This is a genomic window from Streptomyces sp. NPDC005070, from assembly GCF_053600395.1.
This window is the reverse complement of the sequence record NZ_JBSFZS010000081.1, coordinates 1-15,409: the sequence shown is the minus strand read 5'-3', so window position 1 is coordinate 15,409 and position 15,409 is coordinate 1. Positions and strand designations below refer to the sequence as shown.

At 70.6% G+C, this 15,409-nt stretch carries 14 protein-coding genes and 1 pseudogene; 2 read left to right on the top strand and 13 right to left on the bottom strand.

Annotation, left to right across the window (positions count from 1 at the left end; translation table 11 throughout):
* Positions 1 to 161: 161 nt before the first annotated feature.
* Both ACWEBX_RS25225 and ACWEBX_RS25220 read right to left on the bottom strand, forming a co-directional pair.
* Positions 162 to 461: a DUF3039 domain-containing protein gene (locus ACWEBX_RS25225; RefSeq protein WP_351861896.1), complete on the bottom strand. Its 300-nt coding sequence runs from the start codon at positions 459 to 461 to the stop codon at positions 162 to 164.
* Between the two features lie 86 nt (positions 462 to 547).
* The gene (locus ACWEBX_RS25220; protein WP_355768940.1) at positions 548 to 1,120 is read right to left on the bottom strand and encodes a YqgE/AlgH family protein; all 573 of its coding nucleotides are present in this window, start codon (positions 1,118 to 1,120) and stop codon (positions 548 to 550) included.
* Positions 1,121 to 1,401: 281 nt separating this feature from the next.
* On the opposite strand from ACWEBX_RS25220, the gene murA reads away from it, so the two are divergent.
* Positions 1,402 to 2,742, top strand: coding sequence for a UDP-N-acetylglucosamine 1-carboxyvinyltransferase (gene murA, locus ACWEBX_RS25215; RefSeq protein WP_451887092.1), 1,341 nt, complete (start codon positions 1,402 to 1,404; stop codon positions 2,740 to 2,742).
* 126 nt (positions 2,743 to 2,868) lie between these two features.
* Here the strand turns inward: murA and ACWEBX_RS25210 are convergent, their stop codons facing one another.
* The 6 genes from ACWEBX_RS25210 to ACWEBX_RS25185 all read right to left on the bottom strand — a co-directional run bounded on the left by ACWEBX_RS25210 (position 2,869) and on the right by ACWEBX_RS25185 (position 10,011).
* Entirely contained in the window at positions 2,869 to 3,150 is a 282-nt protein-coding gene (locus ACWEBX_RS25210) for an HU family DNA-binding protein (RefSeq protein WP_037619258.1), read from the bottom strand.
* 373 nt (positions 3,151 to 3,523) lie between these two features.
* Positions 3,524 to 4,957, bottom strand: coding sequence for a malic enzyme-like NAD(P)-binding protein (locus ACWEBX_RS25205; protein WP_451887091.1), 1,434 nt, complete (start codon positions 4,955 to 4,957; stop codon positions 3,524 to 3,526).
* A 407-nt stretch (positions 4,958 to 5,364) separates the two neighbouring features.
* On the bottom strand, positions 5,365 to 7,758 hold the full coding sequence (locus ACWEBX_RS25200; protein WP_451887090.1) for a HelD family protein: 2,394 nt from the start codon (positions 7,756 to 7,758) through the stop codon (positions 5,365 to 5,367).
* 85 nt (positions 7,759 to 7,843) lie between these two features.
* Positions 7,844 to 8,629 (bottom strand): anti-sigma factor family protein, encoded by a 786-nt coding sequence (locus ACWEBX_RS25195; RefSeq protein ID WP_451887089.1) that lies wholly within the window; start codon positions 8,627 to 8,629, stop codon positions 7,844 to 7,846.
* A gap of 38 nt (positions 8,630 to 8,667) precedes the next feature.
* On the bottom strand, positions 8,668 to 9,198 hold the full coding sequence (locus ACWEBX_RS25190) for a sigma-70 family RNA polymerase sigma factor (protein ID WP_037619265.1): 531 nt from the start codon (positions 9,196 to 9,198) through the stop codon (positions 8,668 to 8,670).
* 225 nt (positions 9,199 to 9,423) lie between these two features.
* Positions 9,424 to 10,011, bottom strand: a complete 588-nt coding sequence (locus tag ACWEBX_RS25185; protein ID WP_451887088.1) for a CGNR zinc finger domain-containing protein — start codon at positions 10,009 to 10,011, stop codon at positions 9,424 to 9,426.
* A gap of 208 nt (positions 10,012 to 10,219) precedes the next feature.
* Between ACWEBX_RS25185 and ACWEBX_RS25180 the strand changes: the two genes are divergently transcribed.
* Positions 10,220 to 10,774 (top strand): anthrone oxygenase family protein, encoded by a 555-nt coding sequence (locus tag ACWEBX_RS25180; protein ID WP_451887087.1) that lies wholly within the window; start codon positions 10,220 to 10,222, stop codon positions 10,772 to 10,774.
* Here the strand turns inward: ACWEBX_RS25180 and ACWEBX_RS25175 are convergent.
* The 5 genes and pseudogenes from ACWEBX_RS25175 to ACWEBX_RS25155 form a co-directional block, all read right to left on the bottom strand.
* Positions 10,723 to 11,874: a uroporphyrinogen-III synthase gene (locus ACWEBX_RS25175; protein WP_451887086.1), complete on the bottom strand. Its 1,152-nt coding sequence runs from the start codon at positions 11,872 to 11,874 to the stop codon at positions 10,723 to 10,725. The two genes, ACWEBX_RS25180 and ACWEBX_RS25175, sit on opposite strands and share 52 nt — an antisense overlap.
* Before the next feature lie 126 nt (positions 11,875 to 12,000).
* The gene (locus ACWEBX_RS25170) at positions 12,001 to 13,380 is read right to left on the bottom strand and encodes a nitrate/nitrite transporter (RefSeq protein ID WP_451887085.1); all 1,380 of its coding nucleotides are present in this window, start codon (positions 13,378 to 13,380) and stop codon (positions 12,001 to 12,003) included.
* Between the two features lie 202 nt (positions 13,381 to 13,582).
* On the bottom strand, positions 13,583 to 14,149 hold the full coding sequence (locus ACWEBX_RS25165; protein ID WP_451887084.1) for an SgcJ/EcaC family oxidoreductase: 567 nt from the start codon (positions 14,147 to 14,149) through the stop codon (positions 13,583 to 13,585).
* A gap of 72 nt (positions 14,150 to 14,221) precedes the next feature.
* A complete protein-coding gene (locus tag ACWEBX_RS25160) occupies positions 14,222 to 14,827 on the bottom strand; it encodes a hypothetical protein (protein ID WP_451887083.1) in 606 nt (201 codons plus the stop codon).
* Between the two features lie 183 nt (positions 14,828 to 15,010).
* Positions 15,011 to 15,409 (bottom strand): annotated as a pseudogene (locus ACWEBX_RS25155) (hypothetical protein); the annotation flags it as partial.

The following is a 15,409-nucleotide window of genomic DNA, read 5'->3' as shown; positions in this document are numbered from 1 at the left end:
GCACAGGACACGGCCGCGCTCCACTCGAACGAAACGGCCGCGACGCCCGCGCACGACCCCGTCCCCGCCCCGTACGCGACACGGCCGCGGCACCCCTCGCCTGGGGGCGTCGCGGCCGTGGCCGGTCTGCGCGGCGTATGCGCCGGGGCCGGAGCCCGGCGCTACTTCTTGTCGCCGCCCTTGCCCTGGTCGCCGCCACCGGCGCCCATGGACTCGAAGATCTCCTTGCACATGGGGCACACGGGGTACTTCTTCGGATCGCGGCCCGGCACCCACACCTTGCCGCACAGCGCCACCACGGGCGTGCCGTCCAGCGCGCTCGCCATGATCTTGTCCTTCTGGACGTAATGGGCGAAGCGCTCGTGGTCCCCGTCGCCGTGCGACACCTGCGGCGTCGGCTCTACGAGGGTCCCCGTCCCCGTGCCTCGCTGGGGCTGGGTCTCAGGCTCAAGAGTGCTCATGAAGCCAAGGGTACTGGGGCTCGCGGCCATCAGTTGAGGGAAGGGTCGCGCGCCTTCGGCGGAAGGCACGGGGGCCGGTGCGCCGGTCAGTTGAGGGAGGGGTCGTCGGGGTAGGTCGCGACCATCGCCAGTTCGCTGCGCTGACGGCGCAGGACCTCGCGCCACAGGCGTTCGGGCGCCGGGGAGGAGACGTCACCGGGTTCGGACTCGACGACGTACCAGGCGCCTTCGACCAGTTCGTTCTCCAGTTGGCCCGGTCCCCAGCCCGCGTATCCGGCGAAGATGCGCAGGGAGCCGAGGGCGGACGCCAGCAGCTCGGGCGGGGCCTCCAGGTCCACGAGACCGATCGCGCCGTGCACCCGCCGCCAGCCGAGGGGCGCGCGCTCCCCCGCCGTGCCGCCCGGTATGACCGCCACCCCCAGCGCGGAGTCCAGCGAGACGGGACCGCCCTGGAAGACGACACCCGGTTCCCCGGCCAGCCCGGCCCAGTTCTCCAGGATGTCCCCGACACCGACCGGCGTCGGACGGTTGAGGACGACACCGAGGGAGCCCTCCTCGTCGTGGTCGAGGAGCAGCACCACCGCACGGTCGAAGTTCGGGTCCGCCAGGGCGGGCGTGGCCACGAGCAGCCGCCCTGTGAGCGAGGACACCTCGGTCATGCCAGACATGATCCCGCACATTCCCTTCATGTGGGGAGCCAATGCGCGTACGGGAGTGAATGCAGCTCAGGGCGCAACGAAGCGTCGCCCGCGCACACCCGTGCCGGTGACCCCGCGTACCCGGCCCGGGACGGCTCGTGTTGTGTCCAAGCTATGACAGAGCTGAGTCCTCCTCGGGCTTACTGCGCCGGGGCGGGCGCCCATTACCCTTGCTGTTCGGCTCCCGTACGACCGGCCTGCCGACGACCCACACCTGCCCAACTCATCGGAACGCGAGATACATGACCGTCAACGACGATGTCCTGCTTGTCCATGGCGGAACCCCGCTTGAGGGCGAGATCCGTGTCCGCGGTGCGAAGAACCTCGTACCGAAGGCCATGGTCGCCGCCCTGCTGGGCAGCGGACCGAGCCGGCTGCGCAATGTCCCCGACATCCGCGACGTCCGTGTCGTACGCGGGCTGCTGCAGTTGCACGGTGTGACCGTCCGTCCGGGTGAGGAGCCCGGTGAGCTGATCCTCGACCCCTCGCACGTCGAGAGCGCGAACGTCGCCGACATCGACGCGCACGCGGGCTCGTCGCGCATCCCGATCCTCTTCTGCGGCCCGCTGCTGCACCGGCTGGGCCACGCGTTCATCCCGGGCCTCGGCGGCTGCGACATCGGCGGCCGGCCGATCGACTTCCACTTCGAGGTGCTGCGGCAGTTCGGCGCGAAGATCGAGAAGCGGGAGGACGGCCAGTACCTGGAGGCCCCGCAGCGGCTGCGCGGCACCAAGATCCAGCTTCCGTACCCGTCCGTGGGCGCGACCGAGCAGGTGCTGCTGACCGCGGTCCTCGCGGAGGGTGTCACGGAGCTCTCGAACGCGGCCGTGGAGCCGGAGATCGAGGACCTGATCTGCGTCCTGCAGAAGATGGGTGCCATCATCGCGATGGACACCGACCGGACGATCCGCATCACCGGTGTGGACTCGCTCGGCGGTTACACCCACGCGGCTCTCCCGGACCGTCTGGAGGCCGCCTCGTGGGCCTCCGCGGCGCTGGCGACCGAGGGCAACATCTACGTCCGCGGCGCCCAGCAGCGGTCGATGATGACGTTCCTCAACACCTACCGCAAGGTCGGCGGTGCCTTCGAGATCGACGACGAGGGCATCCGCTTCTGGCACCCGGGCGGCCAGCTCAAGTCCATCGCCCTGGAGACGGACGTCCACCCCGGCTTCCAGACCGACTGGCAGCAGCCGCTGGTCGTGGCCCTGACGCAGGCCACCGGCCTGTCGATCATCCACGAGACGGTGTACGAGTCCCGGCTGGGCTTCACGTCCGCGCTGAACCAGATGGGCGCGCACATCCAGCTCTACCGCGAGTGCCTCGGCGGCTCGGTCTGCCGCTTCGGTCAGCGCAACTTCCTGCACTCCGCGGTCGTTTCGGGCCCGACGAAGCTTCAGGGCGCCGACCTGGTCATCCCCGACCTGCGCGGCGGCTTCTCGTACCTGATCGCGGCGCTGGCGGCCCAGGGCACGTCCCGCGTCCACGGCATCGACCTGATCAACCGCGGCTACGAGAACTTCATGGACAAGCTCATCGCGCTCGGCGCGAAGGTCGAACTGCCGGGCAAGGCGCTCGGCTGAGCACTCCGGCGGGCTCGCCCGCGTACGCCGATGGGGCGGCCCCCTGAAAGGGCCGCCCCATTGGCGTTGCTGGGCTTCGTACGCCTCCCGCGTCCCGCGTCCGAGGGGAACGTACCGGCGCCGGGACTAGTTGCCCTTGGCGGCTTCCTTGAGCTTGCTGCCCGCGGAGACCTTCACGCTGAAGCCGGCCGGGATCTGGATCGGGTCGCCGGTCTGCGGGTTGCGCGCGGTGCGAGCGGCACGGTGGGTGCGCTCGAAGGTCAGGAAGCCGGGGATGGTCACCTTCTCGTCGCCCTTGGCGACGATCTCGCCGACGGTCTCGGCGAAAGCGGCCAGAACGGCGTCGGCGTCCTTGCGGGTCACCTCGGCACGGTCGGCCAGCGCGGCCACCAGCTCACTGCGGTTCATGTTGTTACTCCCGTGTTCTTCTTGCTGTTGAGGCGTGCCAGGCGGCGGAGCCGCATATCGGGCACAGTGAAGCCGATGCTGCCAGGGTCCTCGGTCGGCTCCCGGACCCGGGTCCGTGGCCGGACCGTCGCGCCCGAATACGCATCCTGCCCCCACCTGCGGCGGGAAAGCCAATCCGGCGCCCCTGGGAGTCACACGAACACCCTTGGGGGTCACACGAAGAGGCCCCTGCGAGGCCTGAGCCTGGCCGCCACCCTAGAGGCGGCCACTGGCCCCGCGTTCCGCGACGCGCCGGGTTCCGGGCGGTCGTGGCGCCCGTCACAGACGGGACGCCGGTCGGTACGGCGCGGGCACGCGGCCCGCTCGACCCGTGCTACGCGCTCGTGTTGGCCGCGGCCGTCGCCCCCGCCGCCTTCGCGGCGTCACGCACCGCTCCGGCGACCGCGCCCGCGACCTTGTCGTTGAAGACGCTGGGGATGATGTAGTTCGGGTTGAGCTCGTCCTCGGTCACCACGCTCGCGAGCGCGGCCGCGGCGGCGAGCATCATCTCCGTGTTGACGGTACGCGACTGGGCGTCCAGGAGGCCACGGAAGACGCCCGGGAACACCAGGACGTTGTTGATCTGGTTGGGGAAGTCGGAGCGGCCGGTGGCCACAACTGCCGCGGTCTGGCGGGCGATTGCCGGGTCGACCTCGGGGTCGGGATTCGCGAGCGCGAACACGATGGCGTTCTCCGCCATCGAGGCCACGTCGTCGCCGTCGATCACGTTCGGGGCGGAGACACCGATGAAGACGTCGGCGTCGCGCACCGCCTCCTTCAACGTGCCCGTGAGGCCTTCGAGGTTGGTGTTGTCGGCGATCCAGCGCAGCGGCGAGTCCGGGGCGGCGTCGACGAGGTCGCCGCGGCCCGCGTGCACGACGCCGTGGATGTCGGCGACGACGGCGTTCTTCACCCCGGCGGCGATCAGCAGCTTGAGGATGGCCGTACCGGCCGCTCCCGCGCCGGACATGACGACCCGGATGTCGCCGATCGCCTTGTCCGCGACGCGAAGTGCGTTGGTCAGGGCGGCGAGGACGACGATGGCCGTGCCGTGCTGGTCGTCGTGGAAGACGGGGATGTCGAGGGCCTCGCGCAGCCGGGCCTCGATCTCGAAGCAGCGCGGCGCGGAGATGTCCTCCAGGTTGATGCCCGCGAAGCCGGGGGCGATCGCCTTGACGATCTCGACGATCGCGTCGGTGTCCTGGGTGTCCAGGCACAGCGGCCAGGCGTCGATGCCGGCGAAGCGCTTGAAGAGGGCCGCCTTGCCCTCCATGACGGGCAGCGCGGCCATCGGGCCGATGTTGCCGAGGCCCAGCACCGCGGAGCCGTCCGTCACGACCGCAACGGAATTGCGCTTGATGGTGAGGCGGCGGGCGTCCTCGGGGTTCTCGGCGATCGCCATGCACACGCGGGCCACGCCCGGGGTGTAGATCATGGAGAGGTCGTCACGGTTGCGGATCGGGTGCTTGGACTGCATCTCGATCTTGCCGCCGAGGTGCATGAGGAACGTACGGTCCGAGACCTTGCCGAGGGTCACGCCCTCGATCCGGCGCAGCTCCTCGACGATCTCGTCGGCGTGCGCGGTGGAGCTCGCCGCGATGGTGACGTCGATCCGGAGCTTCTCGTGCCCGGACGCGGTCACGTCGAGGCCGGTCACCGAGCCTCCGCTGGACTCCACGGCCGTCGTGAGCTGGGAGACCGCGGTTCCGCTCGCGGGCACCTCCAGCCGGACCGTCATCGAGTAGGAGACGCTGGGCGCCGTTGCCATGGCCGACTTCCTCTGCTTTTTCACCGAGTCACTGCTGTGTGCCGTCCGATCGTCGCACCTACCCCTGAGTACGAGGTAGTCGCCCCGGATTGCGAACGTTTTGTTCGCCGGGGCTTCGCGTTTTCGGAAAGCGGATTCCACTGTACGAGAGGGCGTCCGCCTCCGCGAGAGAGGGTCGGGTGACGCAAGAGGCCCACGTCACAGGTGACGTGGGCCTCTCCTGGTCCTTCGGTGAAGGACGACGGTCAATGACACCGACCCGCCATGCTCGCCTCGCGGCAAGTGGTCGCTCGTAGCGACGAAGGTTGGGCCCGGGGGCTTGGATCGGGCCGGTGTCACGTCAAAGGTAACAAAGGATTCCCGTAGAGCAATTCCCGTCCCGGGAGTTCTTTTCGGCGCGGAGGGCGTCAGTCCCGCAGGAGGTCGGGGACCCCGTCCGCGTCGGGCTCGTCGCGGTCGCTGGAGACGACGGTGAGCTGCTGCGTGGCCCGGGTCAGGGCGACGTACAGGACACGCAGTCCGGCGGGCGACTCGTCGGCGATCTCGGCGGGCGAGACGACCACCGTCGCGTCGTACTCCAGGCCCTTGGCCTCCAGGCTTCCCAGGGCCACCACACGGTCCCCGAGCCCGGCGAGCCAGCGGGCGGCCTCCTCGCGCCGGTTCATGGCGACGACGACGCCCACGGTGCCGTCGACCCGGTCGAGCAGATGGGCGGCCTCGGCGCGCACGGTCTGCGCCAGGGAGTCCCGTACGACCGCGAAGCGGGGCTCGACGCCCGTGGACCGTACGGCGGACGGGGACTCGGAGCCCGGCATGGCGAGGGCGAGGACCTTGGCGGCCAGCTCGGCGATCTCCGCCGGGTTGCGGTAGTTGACGGTGAGGGTGAAGCGGCGCCGGGGGCGGGTGCCGAGCGCCTCGTCACGGGCCTCGGCCGCCTCGTCGGGGTCGGACCACGAGGACTGGGCCGGGTCGCCCACGACCGTCCAGGTGGCGTGCCGGCCGCGCCGGCCGACCATCCGCCACTGCATGGGCGTGAGGTCCTGCGCCTCGTCGACGATCACGTGCGCGTACTCGGTCCGCTCCTGCGCCAGCCGCTCGGCGCGCTCGCGCTGTGTCTCCTCGCGCACCGGCATGAGCTCGTCGAGGCCGGTGAGCTGGTCCAGCGGATCCAGTTCGCGGCGCTTCTTGGGCCGGGCGGGCGTCCCGACGATCGCCTCCAGCTCGTCGAGCATCGCCGCGTCGTGCACGGAGAACCCGTCCCGCTTGAGCGAGCGGGCGACCCGGCGGACCTCGCCGGGGTTGAGGATCCGGCGCGCCCAGCGCCCGAGGCGCCGCTCGTCGGCCATGGCGGCCAGCACCCCGCGCGGGGTCAGCTCCGGCCACCAGGCGTCCAGGAACGCCACGAAACTGTCCTCGGAGGTGACGTCCTCGTCGAACGAGGACCGCAGCTCGGCGGCCAGCGACGGGTCCGAGTGCCGGGTCCCGGCGCCCGACTTCGCCCACAGCGCGTCCAGCAGCAGTCTGCGGGCGCGCGGACGCAGCAGGTTGACCGGCGCGGTCCCGCCGAGCGCGTTGTGCTTGATCCGGTCCAGTTCGGCGGACTCCAGCTCGAGGCGGCGCCCGAAGGCGACGACCCGCAGCCGGGTGGGAGTGCCCGCGGGGGCCTGCTCCGGCTCACCGAGGGCGAGCTGGCCGTTGCCGCCGCCGCGCGCCGTGCCGGCCGGGGCCTCCAGCGCGCCGCGCGCCGCCTTCCGCAGCACTCGCAGCATCCGGTACGAGCCCTTGGCGCGGGCCACCGCCGGGGAGTCGTACAGCGTGGCGGCCACACCGTCGACGAGCGAGCCGATCGCGCGGATCGCCACCTGGCCCTCCTCGCCGAGCGAGGGCAGCACGCCCTCGGTGTAGGCGACGAGCAGCGGGGTCGGGGAGACGATCAGGATGCCGCCCGCGTACCGGCGGCGGTCCTGGTAGAGGAGGTAGGCGGCCCGGTGCAGGGCCACCGCCGTCTTGCCGGTGCCGGGGCCGCCCTCGACGTAGGTCACGGACGCGGCGGGCGCGCGGATCACCATGTCCTGCTCGGCCTGGATGGACGCCACGATGTCGCGCATGGTGTGGCTGCGGGCCTGCCCGAGCGCGGCCATGAGCGCGCCGTCGCCGATGACGGGCAGCTCACGGCCGTCGAGGGAGGCCTTGACCTGCGGGCGCATCAGGTCGTCCTCGACCCCGAGGACCCGGCGGCCCTTGGAGCGGATGACGCGGCGCCGCACGACCCGGCCGGGGTCGACCGGGGTGGAGCGGTAGAACGGGGCGGCCGCCGGTGCCCGCCAGTCGATCACCAGCGGCGCGTACTCGGCGTCCAGGACACCGATACGGCCGATGTGGAGCGTCTCCGCGATGTCGGCGGTGTTGTCCTCACGGACCACGCCCTCGGCGGGTTCCACCGCGGTGTAGGCGCCGTCGGGCCCCTTCACGCCGTCCTTGCCGCGGAGCAGGTCGATCCGGCCGAAGAGGAAGTCCTCGAACTCGTTGTTGAGACGGTTGAGGTGGATTCCCGCGCGGAACACCTGGGCGTCCCGCTCCGCGAGCGCCCCCGGGGTGCCGACGTGCCCGCGCTGGGCGGCGTCGTGCATGAGGAACTCGGCCTCGTGGATCTTCTCCTCGAGGCGCCGGTAGACCCGGTCCAGATGTTCCTGTTCGACGGCGATCTCACGGTCCCTTACGGAGTCGTCCTTGACGGACTCCTCCGGTACGGATGTGCGGACCGAGCCGAGCGCGGTTTCCTGCTGAGCCTGAGCGGCCACCGGGCGCCCCCTTCTGACGTGCTGGGCAGCCGTCAACCGTACGCGAAGGGAGGCCCGCCGGGCTACGTCCGCGCCCTGAGTCCGCTCACGCCTTCACCTCGACGAGGCGCTTCCCCCCGAACGTCATGACCTCGAAGTGGTCGATCTGGTTCGGCTCGAAGGCCGCGCCGCCGTGGACGTAGAGGGGCTGCTTGGCATCCTCGGTCTTGGCGTTGGGCGTGCCGTAACCCCACTCCGGGACCGACCAGGAGGTGACCGTCTCGCGCTCGCCGTTCTTGCCGACGGCGATCAGGGAGCACTTCTCGGGGCCCGTGACGTTCTTGAGCTGGAGGACCGCGTGGGTGCCCCAGTCCTTCGGCTCGATCGCGACGACGGCGCTGACCTTGGTCTTCGGGTCCGTGGCCGACGACTTGTCGCTCATGACCTGGAAGGCGGCCTTGGCCGGGCTGGTGGGCATCGCCTGCGGCGGGTTCGACCCGGTGTCGCTGCCGCCGTTGACGGCCATGACGGTCAGCGGACCGCCGATGATCAGCGCGGCCGCGGCGGCGACCAGGTACATGCCCCGCCGGCGCTTCTGGGCACGGCGTGCCGAGACCTCGTCCACCAGCCGTTCCGCGAGCCGTGGGCTCGGGCGGGCCGAGAGGGACTCCGCGATGGCCGGGGTGCCCTGTGAGGCGGGCAGGTCGGCGAGGGCCGCGAGCATCGGCTCCATCCCGGCGAGCTCGTCGAGCTGCTGGGCGCACCACTCGCAGGAGGCGAGATGCTCCTCGAAGGCCGTGGCCTCGATGTCGTCGAGGATGCCGAGCGCGTAGGCGCCGACAGTCTCGTGAATGTTGTCCCCGGACCCTTGCTGTCCTCGTGGACCTTGCATGGCTCCCGGACCACCTGTTCCGTAACCCCCGTACGTGTTCATGCCGTCACCCCCCGCTCCTCAAGAGCCAGCTTCATCGACCGAAGGGCGTAGAAAACCCGTGAGCGCACAGTGCCGCTGGGAATGCCGAGCGTTTCGGCCGCCTCATTGACGGTACGCCCTTTGAAGTAAGTTTCGACCAATACTTCCCTGTGAGCAGGGGTCAGGTCGTCCAGCGCGTCCGACAGTGTCATCAGCCACAACGCCTTGTCGATCTCGTCCTCCGCGGGGATGACCTCCAGCGGCGACGGGTCGACCTCCTGCGGCCGGGCCTGCCGGCTGCGGTGGCCGTCGATGACGATGCGCCGGGCGACCGTCACCAGCCAGGGGCGTACCGAACCGGTCGCTCGATTGAGCTGGCCGGCGTTCTTCCAGGCACGGATGAGTGTTTCCTGCACAACGTCTTCGGCGCGCTGCCGGTCTCCGGCCACCAGGCGCAGCACGTAGGCCAGCAGGGGCCCCGCGTGTTCCCGGTACAGCGCACGCATCAGCTCCTCGTCGGGTTCGGTCGACGAGGACTGCTGAGACATGCGATGTCGGGCCCTTGGCTTGTGTTCATCAGCCACGGCTGAATCCTTGCGCACGCCTACCTCCGGTGTCCGGGGGTTCCCCCAGTCGGTCGCTCATCACCGGGTACGTGTGCTGGTACGCGGGTGTTCAAAGTGTTCAGGATTTTTTCTGGTGAAGATGTGTAGACGGCGAAAAGAATGCATATCGATCACCTCACGTCACTGGAACATCACGGACGGGTGTGATCAGGCGCGTGCCAGAGCCGCCCGCCGCCGGTGCCGGGCCACCCGCTCCCGATTGCCGCACACCTCGCTGGAGCACCAGCGGCGGCGACGGCCGCGCGAGGTGTCGAGATAGACGATCGGGCAGTTGTCACCCTCGCACTGTCTCAGACTCGCCCGCGCGAGCGGGTCGGTGAGCAGATCGAGGGCGTCCCGGGCCACCACAGACAGTAGTTCACCGCAGTACGGCGGGGTGCGGAGCCCCCTGCGCAGCGAACCGTCGTCGGCGCGGACGGCCCAGGGAGCGGGCGGAGCCGCGAGGGCGACGGCGTTGACGCGGGCGAGGGCGCCGTCAGCGGGCCGCCCGTCCAGTTCGCCGCGCACCAACTGGGTGACATGTCCGCGCAGTTCCCGGAAGCCGAGCAGCCACGAGGCGTCCACGGCGGTCAGGACGGTACCCGCCGGAACCAGCCCGGACGCGAGGACCCAGGCGCTCAACCGGGCGCCCGAGTCGAGGCGTTCCTCGGGATGGGTGGTCGCCGTCAGGTCCAGGCAGATCCGCCCGGAGTCGAACCGCAGCTCGTACGAGGCTGTGGCCATGCCCGATGCCATGCGCCTGTCACCGCCTTGGGGTCACCTGCCGCTGTACCCCCTACAGTGCATGCCCCGGCGCCCCGCCGGAAGACTCGGCACCGGTCCCGTACCGGATGCCCGCCGGATGCTTACCGGACGCGTGGCGGGGCGCGCCGTGGACGCCCGCGTATGCGGCCGCGATCCTCGGCCATGTCGCTCGCCGCGGCCCGCCGGTTGACTGAGGGACATGACGGACAACAGCACGGAGCGGCGTGATGCCGCCGCGGGTGTACTGGGTGCGGCCACGGTCGCGACGGGCCTGATCGCGGGGGCCTTCTACGTCTTCGCCTGCGCGGTGATGCCGGCGCTGGCGCGCAGCGACGACCGGGTGTTCATCGAGGTGATGCGGAACATCAACGAGGTGATCCAGAACCCGGTCTTCTTCCTGAGCTTCCTGGGCGCGCTGATACTGACGGCGGTCGCATCCTGGCAGTCGCGCGGCACGCCGGACCGGTGGTGGGTGCCGGCCGCGCTCGCCGCGTACACGCTCGCGTTCGTGGTCACCGTGGCCGTCAACGTCCCGCTCAACAACGGCCTCGCGGACGCGGGCGACCCCGCGCGGATCGCCGATCCGGCCGCGGTGCGCGAACGGTTCGAGGACACCTGGGTGGCCTGGAACGTCGTACGGGCCCTGCTGTCGACGCTCGCGCTGGCCTGCCTCGCCCGTGCCCTGCTGCGGCACCGGCGGCCTCAGGCGTCGGCGTACTTGGCGTCCGCGGCCGGGTCCAGCGCGAGCCGGTAGCCCCGCTTGACGACCGTCTGGATCAGCTTGGGCGCGCCGAGTGCCGTGCGCAGCCGGGCCATCGCGGTCTCCACGGCGTGCTCGTCGCGGCCGGAACCCGGCAGGGCGCGCAGCAGTTCGGCCCGCGCCACCACCCAGCCGGGCCGCCGCGCGAGGGCCCGCAGCAGCGACATCCCGGCGGGCGGTACGGGCCGCAGCGCCCCGTCCACCAGGACCGCGTGTCCCCGGATCTCCACCTGGTGCCCGGCGATGGGCAACGTCCGCGCCCGGCCGGGCAGTTCCTTGCAGAGCAGTTGTACGAGGGGGCCGAGCCGGAAGCGTTCGGGCTGGACGGTTTCGATGCCGAGGGCCTGCAGCGGCAGCGCGGTGACCGGGCCGACGCAGGCGGGCAGGACGTCGTGGTGGAGCGCGGCGAGGAACTCCGCGCGCACCCCGCGTTCCTCGGCCCTGGACAGCAGGGAGGCCGCGGCGGGGGCGCTGGTGAAGGTGAGCGCGTCCAGCCCGCGGGTGAGGGCCGCGTCGAGCAGTCGGTCGACGGGGCCGATGTCCTCCGGCGGCATCCACCGGTACACCGGTACGAGGACGACCTCGGCCCCGGCGGCGCGCAGCGACTCGACGAACCCGGGCAGCGGTTCCCCGTGTAGTTGTACGGCGATGCGGCGGCCGTCCACGCCCTCTTCGAGCAGCCGGTCGAGCACCTCGGCCATCGACTCGGAGGACGGCGACCACTCCTCCGTCAGCCCCTGGGCCCGGACCGCACCCTTGACCTTGGGCCCGCGGGCGAGCAGTTCCACGCTCCGCAGCCGCGCGAGCAGTTCCTCGCCCAGCCCCCAGCCGTCGGCGGCCTCGACCCAGCCGCGGAATCCGATGGCGGTGGTGGCCACCACCACGTCGGGGGCGCTGTCGATCAACTCCTTGGTCGCGGTGAGCAGTTCGCCGTCGTCGGCGAGGGGCACGATCCGCAGGGCCGGCGCGTGCACGACGGTGGCCCCGCGCCGCTTGAGCAGCACGCCCAGTTCGTCGGCCCTGCGCGCGGCGGTCACGCCCACGGTGAACCCGGAGAGAGGCCCGTGCTCGGGTCGCTGCTGTTCGTCGTACATGGGTTCTCGTCTCGCGCTCGTCGAGTCGTCGTACGGGTCTGTGCTGTCTGTCGTACGTCGCGGCTGATCCGAGCCTGTCAACGGACCGTGACAGGCTCGGATCAAGGTGATGTCGGGCGTGTTACGTCACACCTCGGCGTAGCTGAGCTGGGGCTTCGCCTCGGCGGTGGCGCTCGCCCCCGGCTCGGCGGCCGGGCGGCGAAGGTATACGGCCCAGGTCACCGCGAAGGCGGCCGCGTAGAAGACGAGGAAGGTGACGAAGGCGCCCGTGCCGGAGCCGGAGCTGAGGAAGGACTGGCGGAAGGCGAGGTTGATGCCGACACCGCCGAGCGCGCCCACCGCGCCGATGAGCCCCATGGCGGCGCCGGAGAGACGTCGTCCGTGGCGGGCGGCCTCCTCCCCTTCGAGCCCCGCTTCCAGGGCCCTCCGCTGGAAGATGCCGGGGATCATCTTGTACGTCGACCCGTTGCCGAGCCCGCTGAGCACGAAGAGCACCACGAAGACCGAGACGAACAGCGCCAGCGACTTCTCACTGCTGGCGAACACCAGGACCCCGGTCGCGGCGGCCATGGCGACGAAGTTCCACAGGGTGATCCTGGCGCCGCCGTAGCGGTCGGCGAGCCGGCCGCCGACGGGCCGGATCAGCGAGCCGAGCAGCGGGCCGATGAAGGTGAGGTAGGCGGCCTGGAGCGGCGTCCGCCCGAACTCGACCTGGAGCACCTGGCCGAAGGCGAAGGCGTAGCCGATGAACGATCCGAAGGTCCCGATGTACAGGAACGCCATGATCCAGGTGTGCGCGTCCTTCGCGGCGTCCAGGGCCGCGCCGGTGTCGTTCTTCACGGTGGTGAGGTTGTCCATGAAGAGGCCGGCGAGGACGGCGGCCACGACGACGAGCGGGATGTAGATCCCGAGGAGCACCCTGGGTCCGCCGGCCGCCCCGATGACGGCGAGCGCCACGAGCTGGATGACGGGGACGCCGATGTTGCCGCCGCCCGCGTTGAGGCCGAGTGCCCATCCTTTCTTCCGCAGCGGGAAGAAGGCGTTGATGTTGGTCATGCTGGAGGCGAAGTTGCCGCCGCCGACCCCGGCCAGCAGACCGATCACGAGGAACGTGTTGAACGAGGTGCCCGGCTCCATCACGACGAACGCGGCGACGGTCGGCACGAGCAGCAGACTCGCGGACACGATGGTCCAGTTCCGGCCGCCGAAGAGCGCGACGGCGAAGGTGTAGGGCACCCGCACCACCGCGCCGACGAGCGTCACCATGGAGGTGAGCAGAAATTTGTCGGCCGGGGTGAGTCCGTACTCCGGTCCCATGAACAGGACCAGCACCGACCACATGGTCCACACGGAGAACCCGATGTGCTCGGACAGCACGGAGAAGAACAGGTTGCGCCGGGCGACCTTCTCCCCCTTCTCCGCCCAGAAGACCTCGTCCTCCGGGTCCCACTCCTCGATCCAGCGACCGCCCCGCGCGGGGGCCGTACTCGTGGCTGGGGCAGTCATGTCACGCCTCCATTGGTTCTCCGGGCTTACTGGCCTGCTGTTTCCCGAAGGTAGGGAGGGCGCGTTTCGGCCCTGTGCCTGTGAGTGACCTGAAGGGAACGTTGCTCTCACCCGGTCCCGGACCGCGCCGTGAGGACGGGCCCGGGACCGGGTGAGGGTCGTCCGGCGGACGTGTGCCGTACGGCGTTCCCGCCCGGGCCGGTCAGACGGCCGCGTTGTGGTACGAGGTGATGGCCCAGGTCCCCTCGGCGGGATCGCGGACGAGCACCCAGGTCGCCCGGTGCTGCCGGCCGGCGGGGACCTCGCTCTCCCCGGCCAGGAGGATCCCGGCCTCGCTGACGACGACGGCGGTGCCGGGCCGCGGGAAACGGACCCGCCGGGGCTCGTCGAGCGGCCTGGACCCCTTCAGCGGCCCCTCGAACGCGGCCGCGATGTAGGCACGGATCTCCTCCCGCCCGTCGTTGAAGACGCCCGGCATCACGACGGTGGCGTCCTCGGTGTAGAGCGCGGCGAAGGCGTCGGCGTCGTGGTCGGCCCAGGCGGAGTAGAGACGGTCGAGGACGCCGCGGATGTCCTGCAGAACGGCCCACACGATGCCCGCCCCCGCGAAGGCGACGGAACCCCCGCCCGTCCGCACCGCGAGGACGCCGCACCCGACGGTGGGACCGAACCCCGCGTACAGCATCCGCTTCTCGGCGTTCTTGCCGATGAGGTCGAAGTTGATGCGGGCCTTGAGGAGTTCCAGGGCGTCAGGGACGACGGGCGGCAACGAGAGCCCGTCGGCGGCCTGCGGATACTGCGCCCAGTTCTGCGTGGCACGCGCTCAGAGCCCTGCGCCGATTCACGGCTGACACCTGGCGCTGCCCCTCTCCGAGAGCATGTCCTGCGTCACCCAGACGCCATCCGAATTCCGCTTCAACGTCGTGTTGTAGAAGATGTAGCTGTTCTTCGAGACCGGGGTCCTGTCGACCTTTCCGGTTTTGACGTACTTGTTGTACGCCTTGCCCTGGTCCTCGCAGTACGTGAGCGCCGCCGCTCCGTCGCCCTGAAGGGTGACGGACTCGCTGTAGAAGCGGTAGGTACCGGTGGTGCGGGCCTTGTGGTCCACGAATCGCTGTACGTATTTCTGCGTCGCAGCCGCGAGCTCCGCCGCCGAGTAGAAGCGATAGGCGGGGTCGAGCACGTCCTGGTTGGCGATCGCCTGGTCCGTCGCCTTGATGAACAGCTCACCGTCGGCCAGAACGGCGTCCTTGTCCTTGTCGCCCGTCTTGCGCCACTCGAAGGTGTAGTGGAGGTCGGCGGGCAGCTCGATCCTCGGCCGACCCGTCTGCTGCGTCGCGCTCGCGCCGGGTGTGGCCGACGCCTCGTCGCCGGTGTCCGCCCCGGCGATCTTGTCGTCGGCCTTCGGCTTGTCACCACCCCCGCCGCACCCGGTCAAGAGCAGCACGGCTGACGCTCCGACGGCAACTGTGGCAAGCAGACGGGAACGGCGGTTCACGGCGGACTCCTGAGCGGCGTGGGGTGCGGAAGGGCGTCGACACGCTAGCGGTGGCCTGCGCGACGGCACCAACGCGAGCGGTGGCGAACGGGCAACAGCAGCCCGTGGGGCGGACGTCCGCGGAGTCGGGGCTCAGCGGTTGATGGACTGGATCTCCTGGACGACGACGTCCTGGTCGGCTCCGAAGGTGCCGTCCGGCAGGTTGCGGGCGTCGGGTACGCCGGTGCCCGTCCAGTGGATCTTCCAGGTGATGGTGGCCCTCAGCTTGTACGAACCGTCGCCCGAGGAGCGGAGATACTTCACCCCACAGGGAGGCGTCTCCCCCGCCTTCCCCTTCGCGTACGCCTCACCGATGCGATCACCCGTGATCTCACAGACGCCGGACGCGGGATACGTCTGCGCGTCCGCCGTACCGGGCTCGATCTTCAGAGCGACTGGCTCCGCCGTCGTCGTCGCCGTCACATTCAGCAGCGGCACCGACGCCGTCACCGACACCGGCTTGAACTTCGCCGTGTCCAGCCACGCCCACGT

Excerpts from the sequence above, each read along its gene's own strand:
- ACWEBX_RS25225 (WP_351861896.1), bottom strand. The coding sequence starts at position 461 with ATGAGCACTCTTGAGCCTGAGACCCAGCCCCAGCGAGGCACGGGGACG.
- ACWEBX_RS25220 (WP_355768940.1), bottom strand. The coding sequence starts at position 1,120 with ATGACCGAGGTGTCCTCGCTCACAGGGCGGCTGCTCGTGGCCACGCCC.
- murA (WP_451887092.1), top strand. The coding sequence starts at position 1,402 with ATGACCGTCAACGACGATGTCCTGCTTGTCCATGGCGGAACCCCGCTT.
- ACWEBX_RS25210 (WP_037619258.1), bottom strand. The coding sequence starts at position 3,150 with ATGAACCGCAGTGAGCTGGTGGCCGCGCTGGCCGACCGTGCCGAGGTG.
- ACWEBX_RS25205 (WP_451887091.1), bottom strand. The coding sequence starts at position 4,957 with ATGGCAACGGCGCCCAGCGTCTCCTACTCGATGACGGTCCGGCTGGAG.
- ACWEBX_RS25195 (WP_451887089.1), bottom strand. The coding sequence starts at position 8,629 with ATGCAAGGTCCACGAGGACAGCAAGGGTCCGGGGACAACATTCACGAG.
- ACWEBX_RS25190 (WP_037619265.1), bottom strand. The coding sequence starts at position 9,198 with ATGTCTCAGCAGTCCTCGTCGACCGAACCCGACGAGGAGCTGATGCGT.
- ACWEBX_RS25185 (WP_451887088.1), bottom strand. The coding sequence starts at position 10,011 with ATGGCATCGGGCATGGCCACAGCCTCGTACGAGCTGCGGTTCGACTCC.
- ACWEBX_RS25180 (WP_451887087.1), top strand. The coding sequence starts at position 10,220 with ATGACGGACAACAGCACGGAGCGGCGTGATGCCGCCGCGGGTGTACTG.
- ACWEBX_RS25175 (WP_451887086.1), bottom strand. The coding sequence starts at position 11,874 with ATGTACGACGAACAGCAGCGACCCGAGCACGGGCCTCTCTCCGGGTTC.
- ACWEBX_RS25170 (WP_451887085.1), bottom strand. The coding sequence starts at position 13,380 with ATGACTGCCCCAGCCACGAGTACGGCCCCCGCGCGGGGCGGTCGCTGG.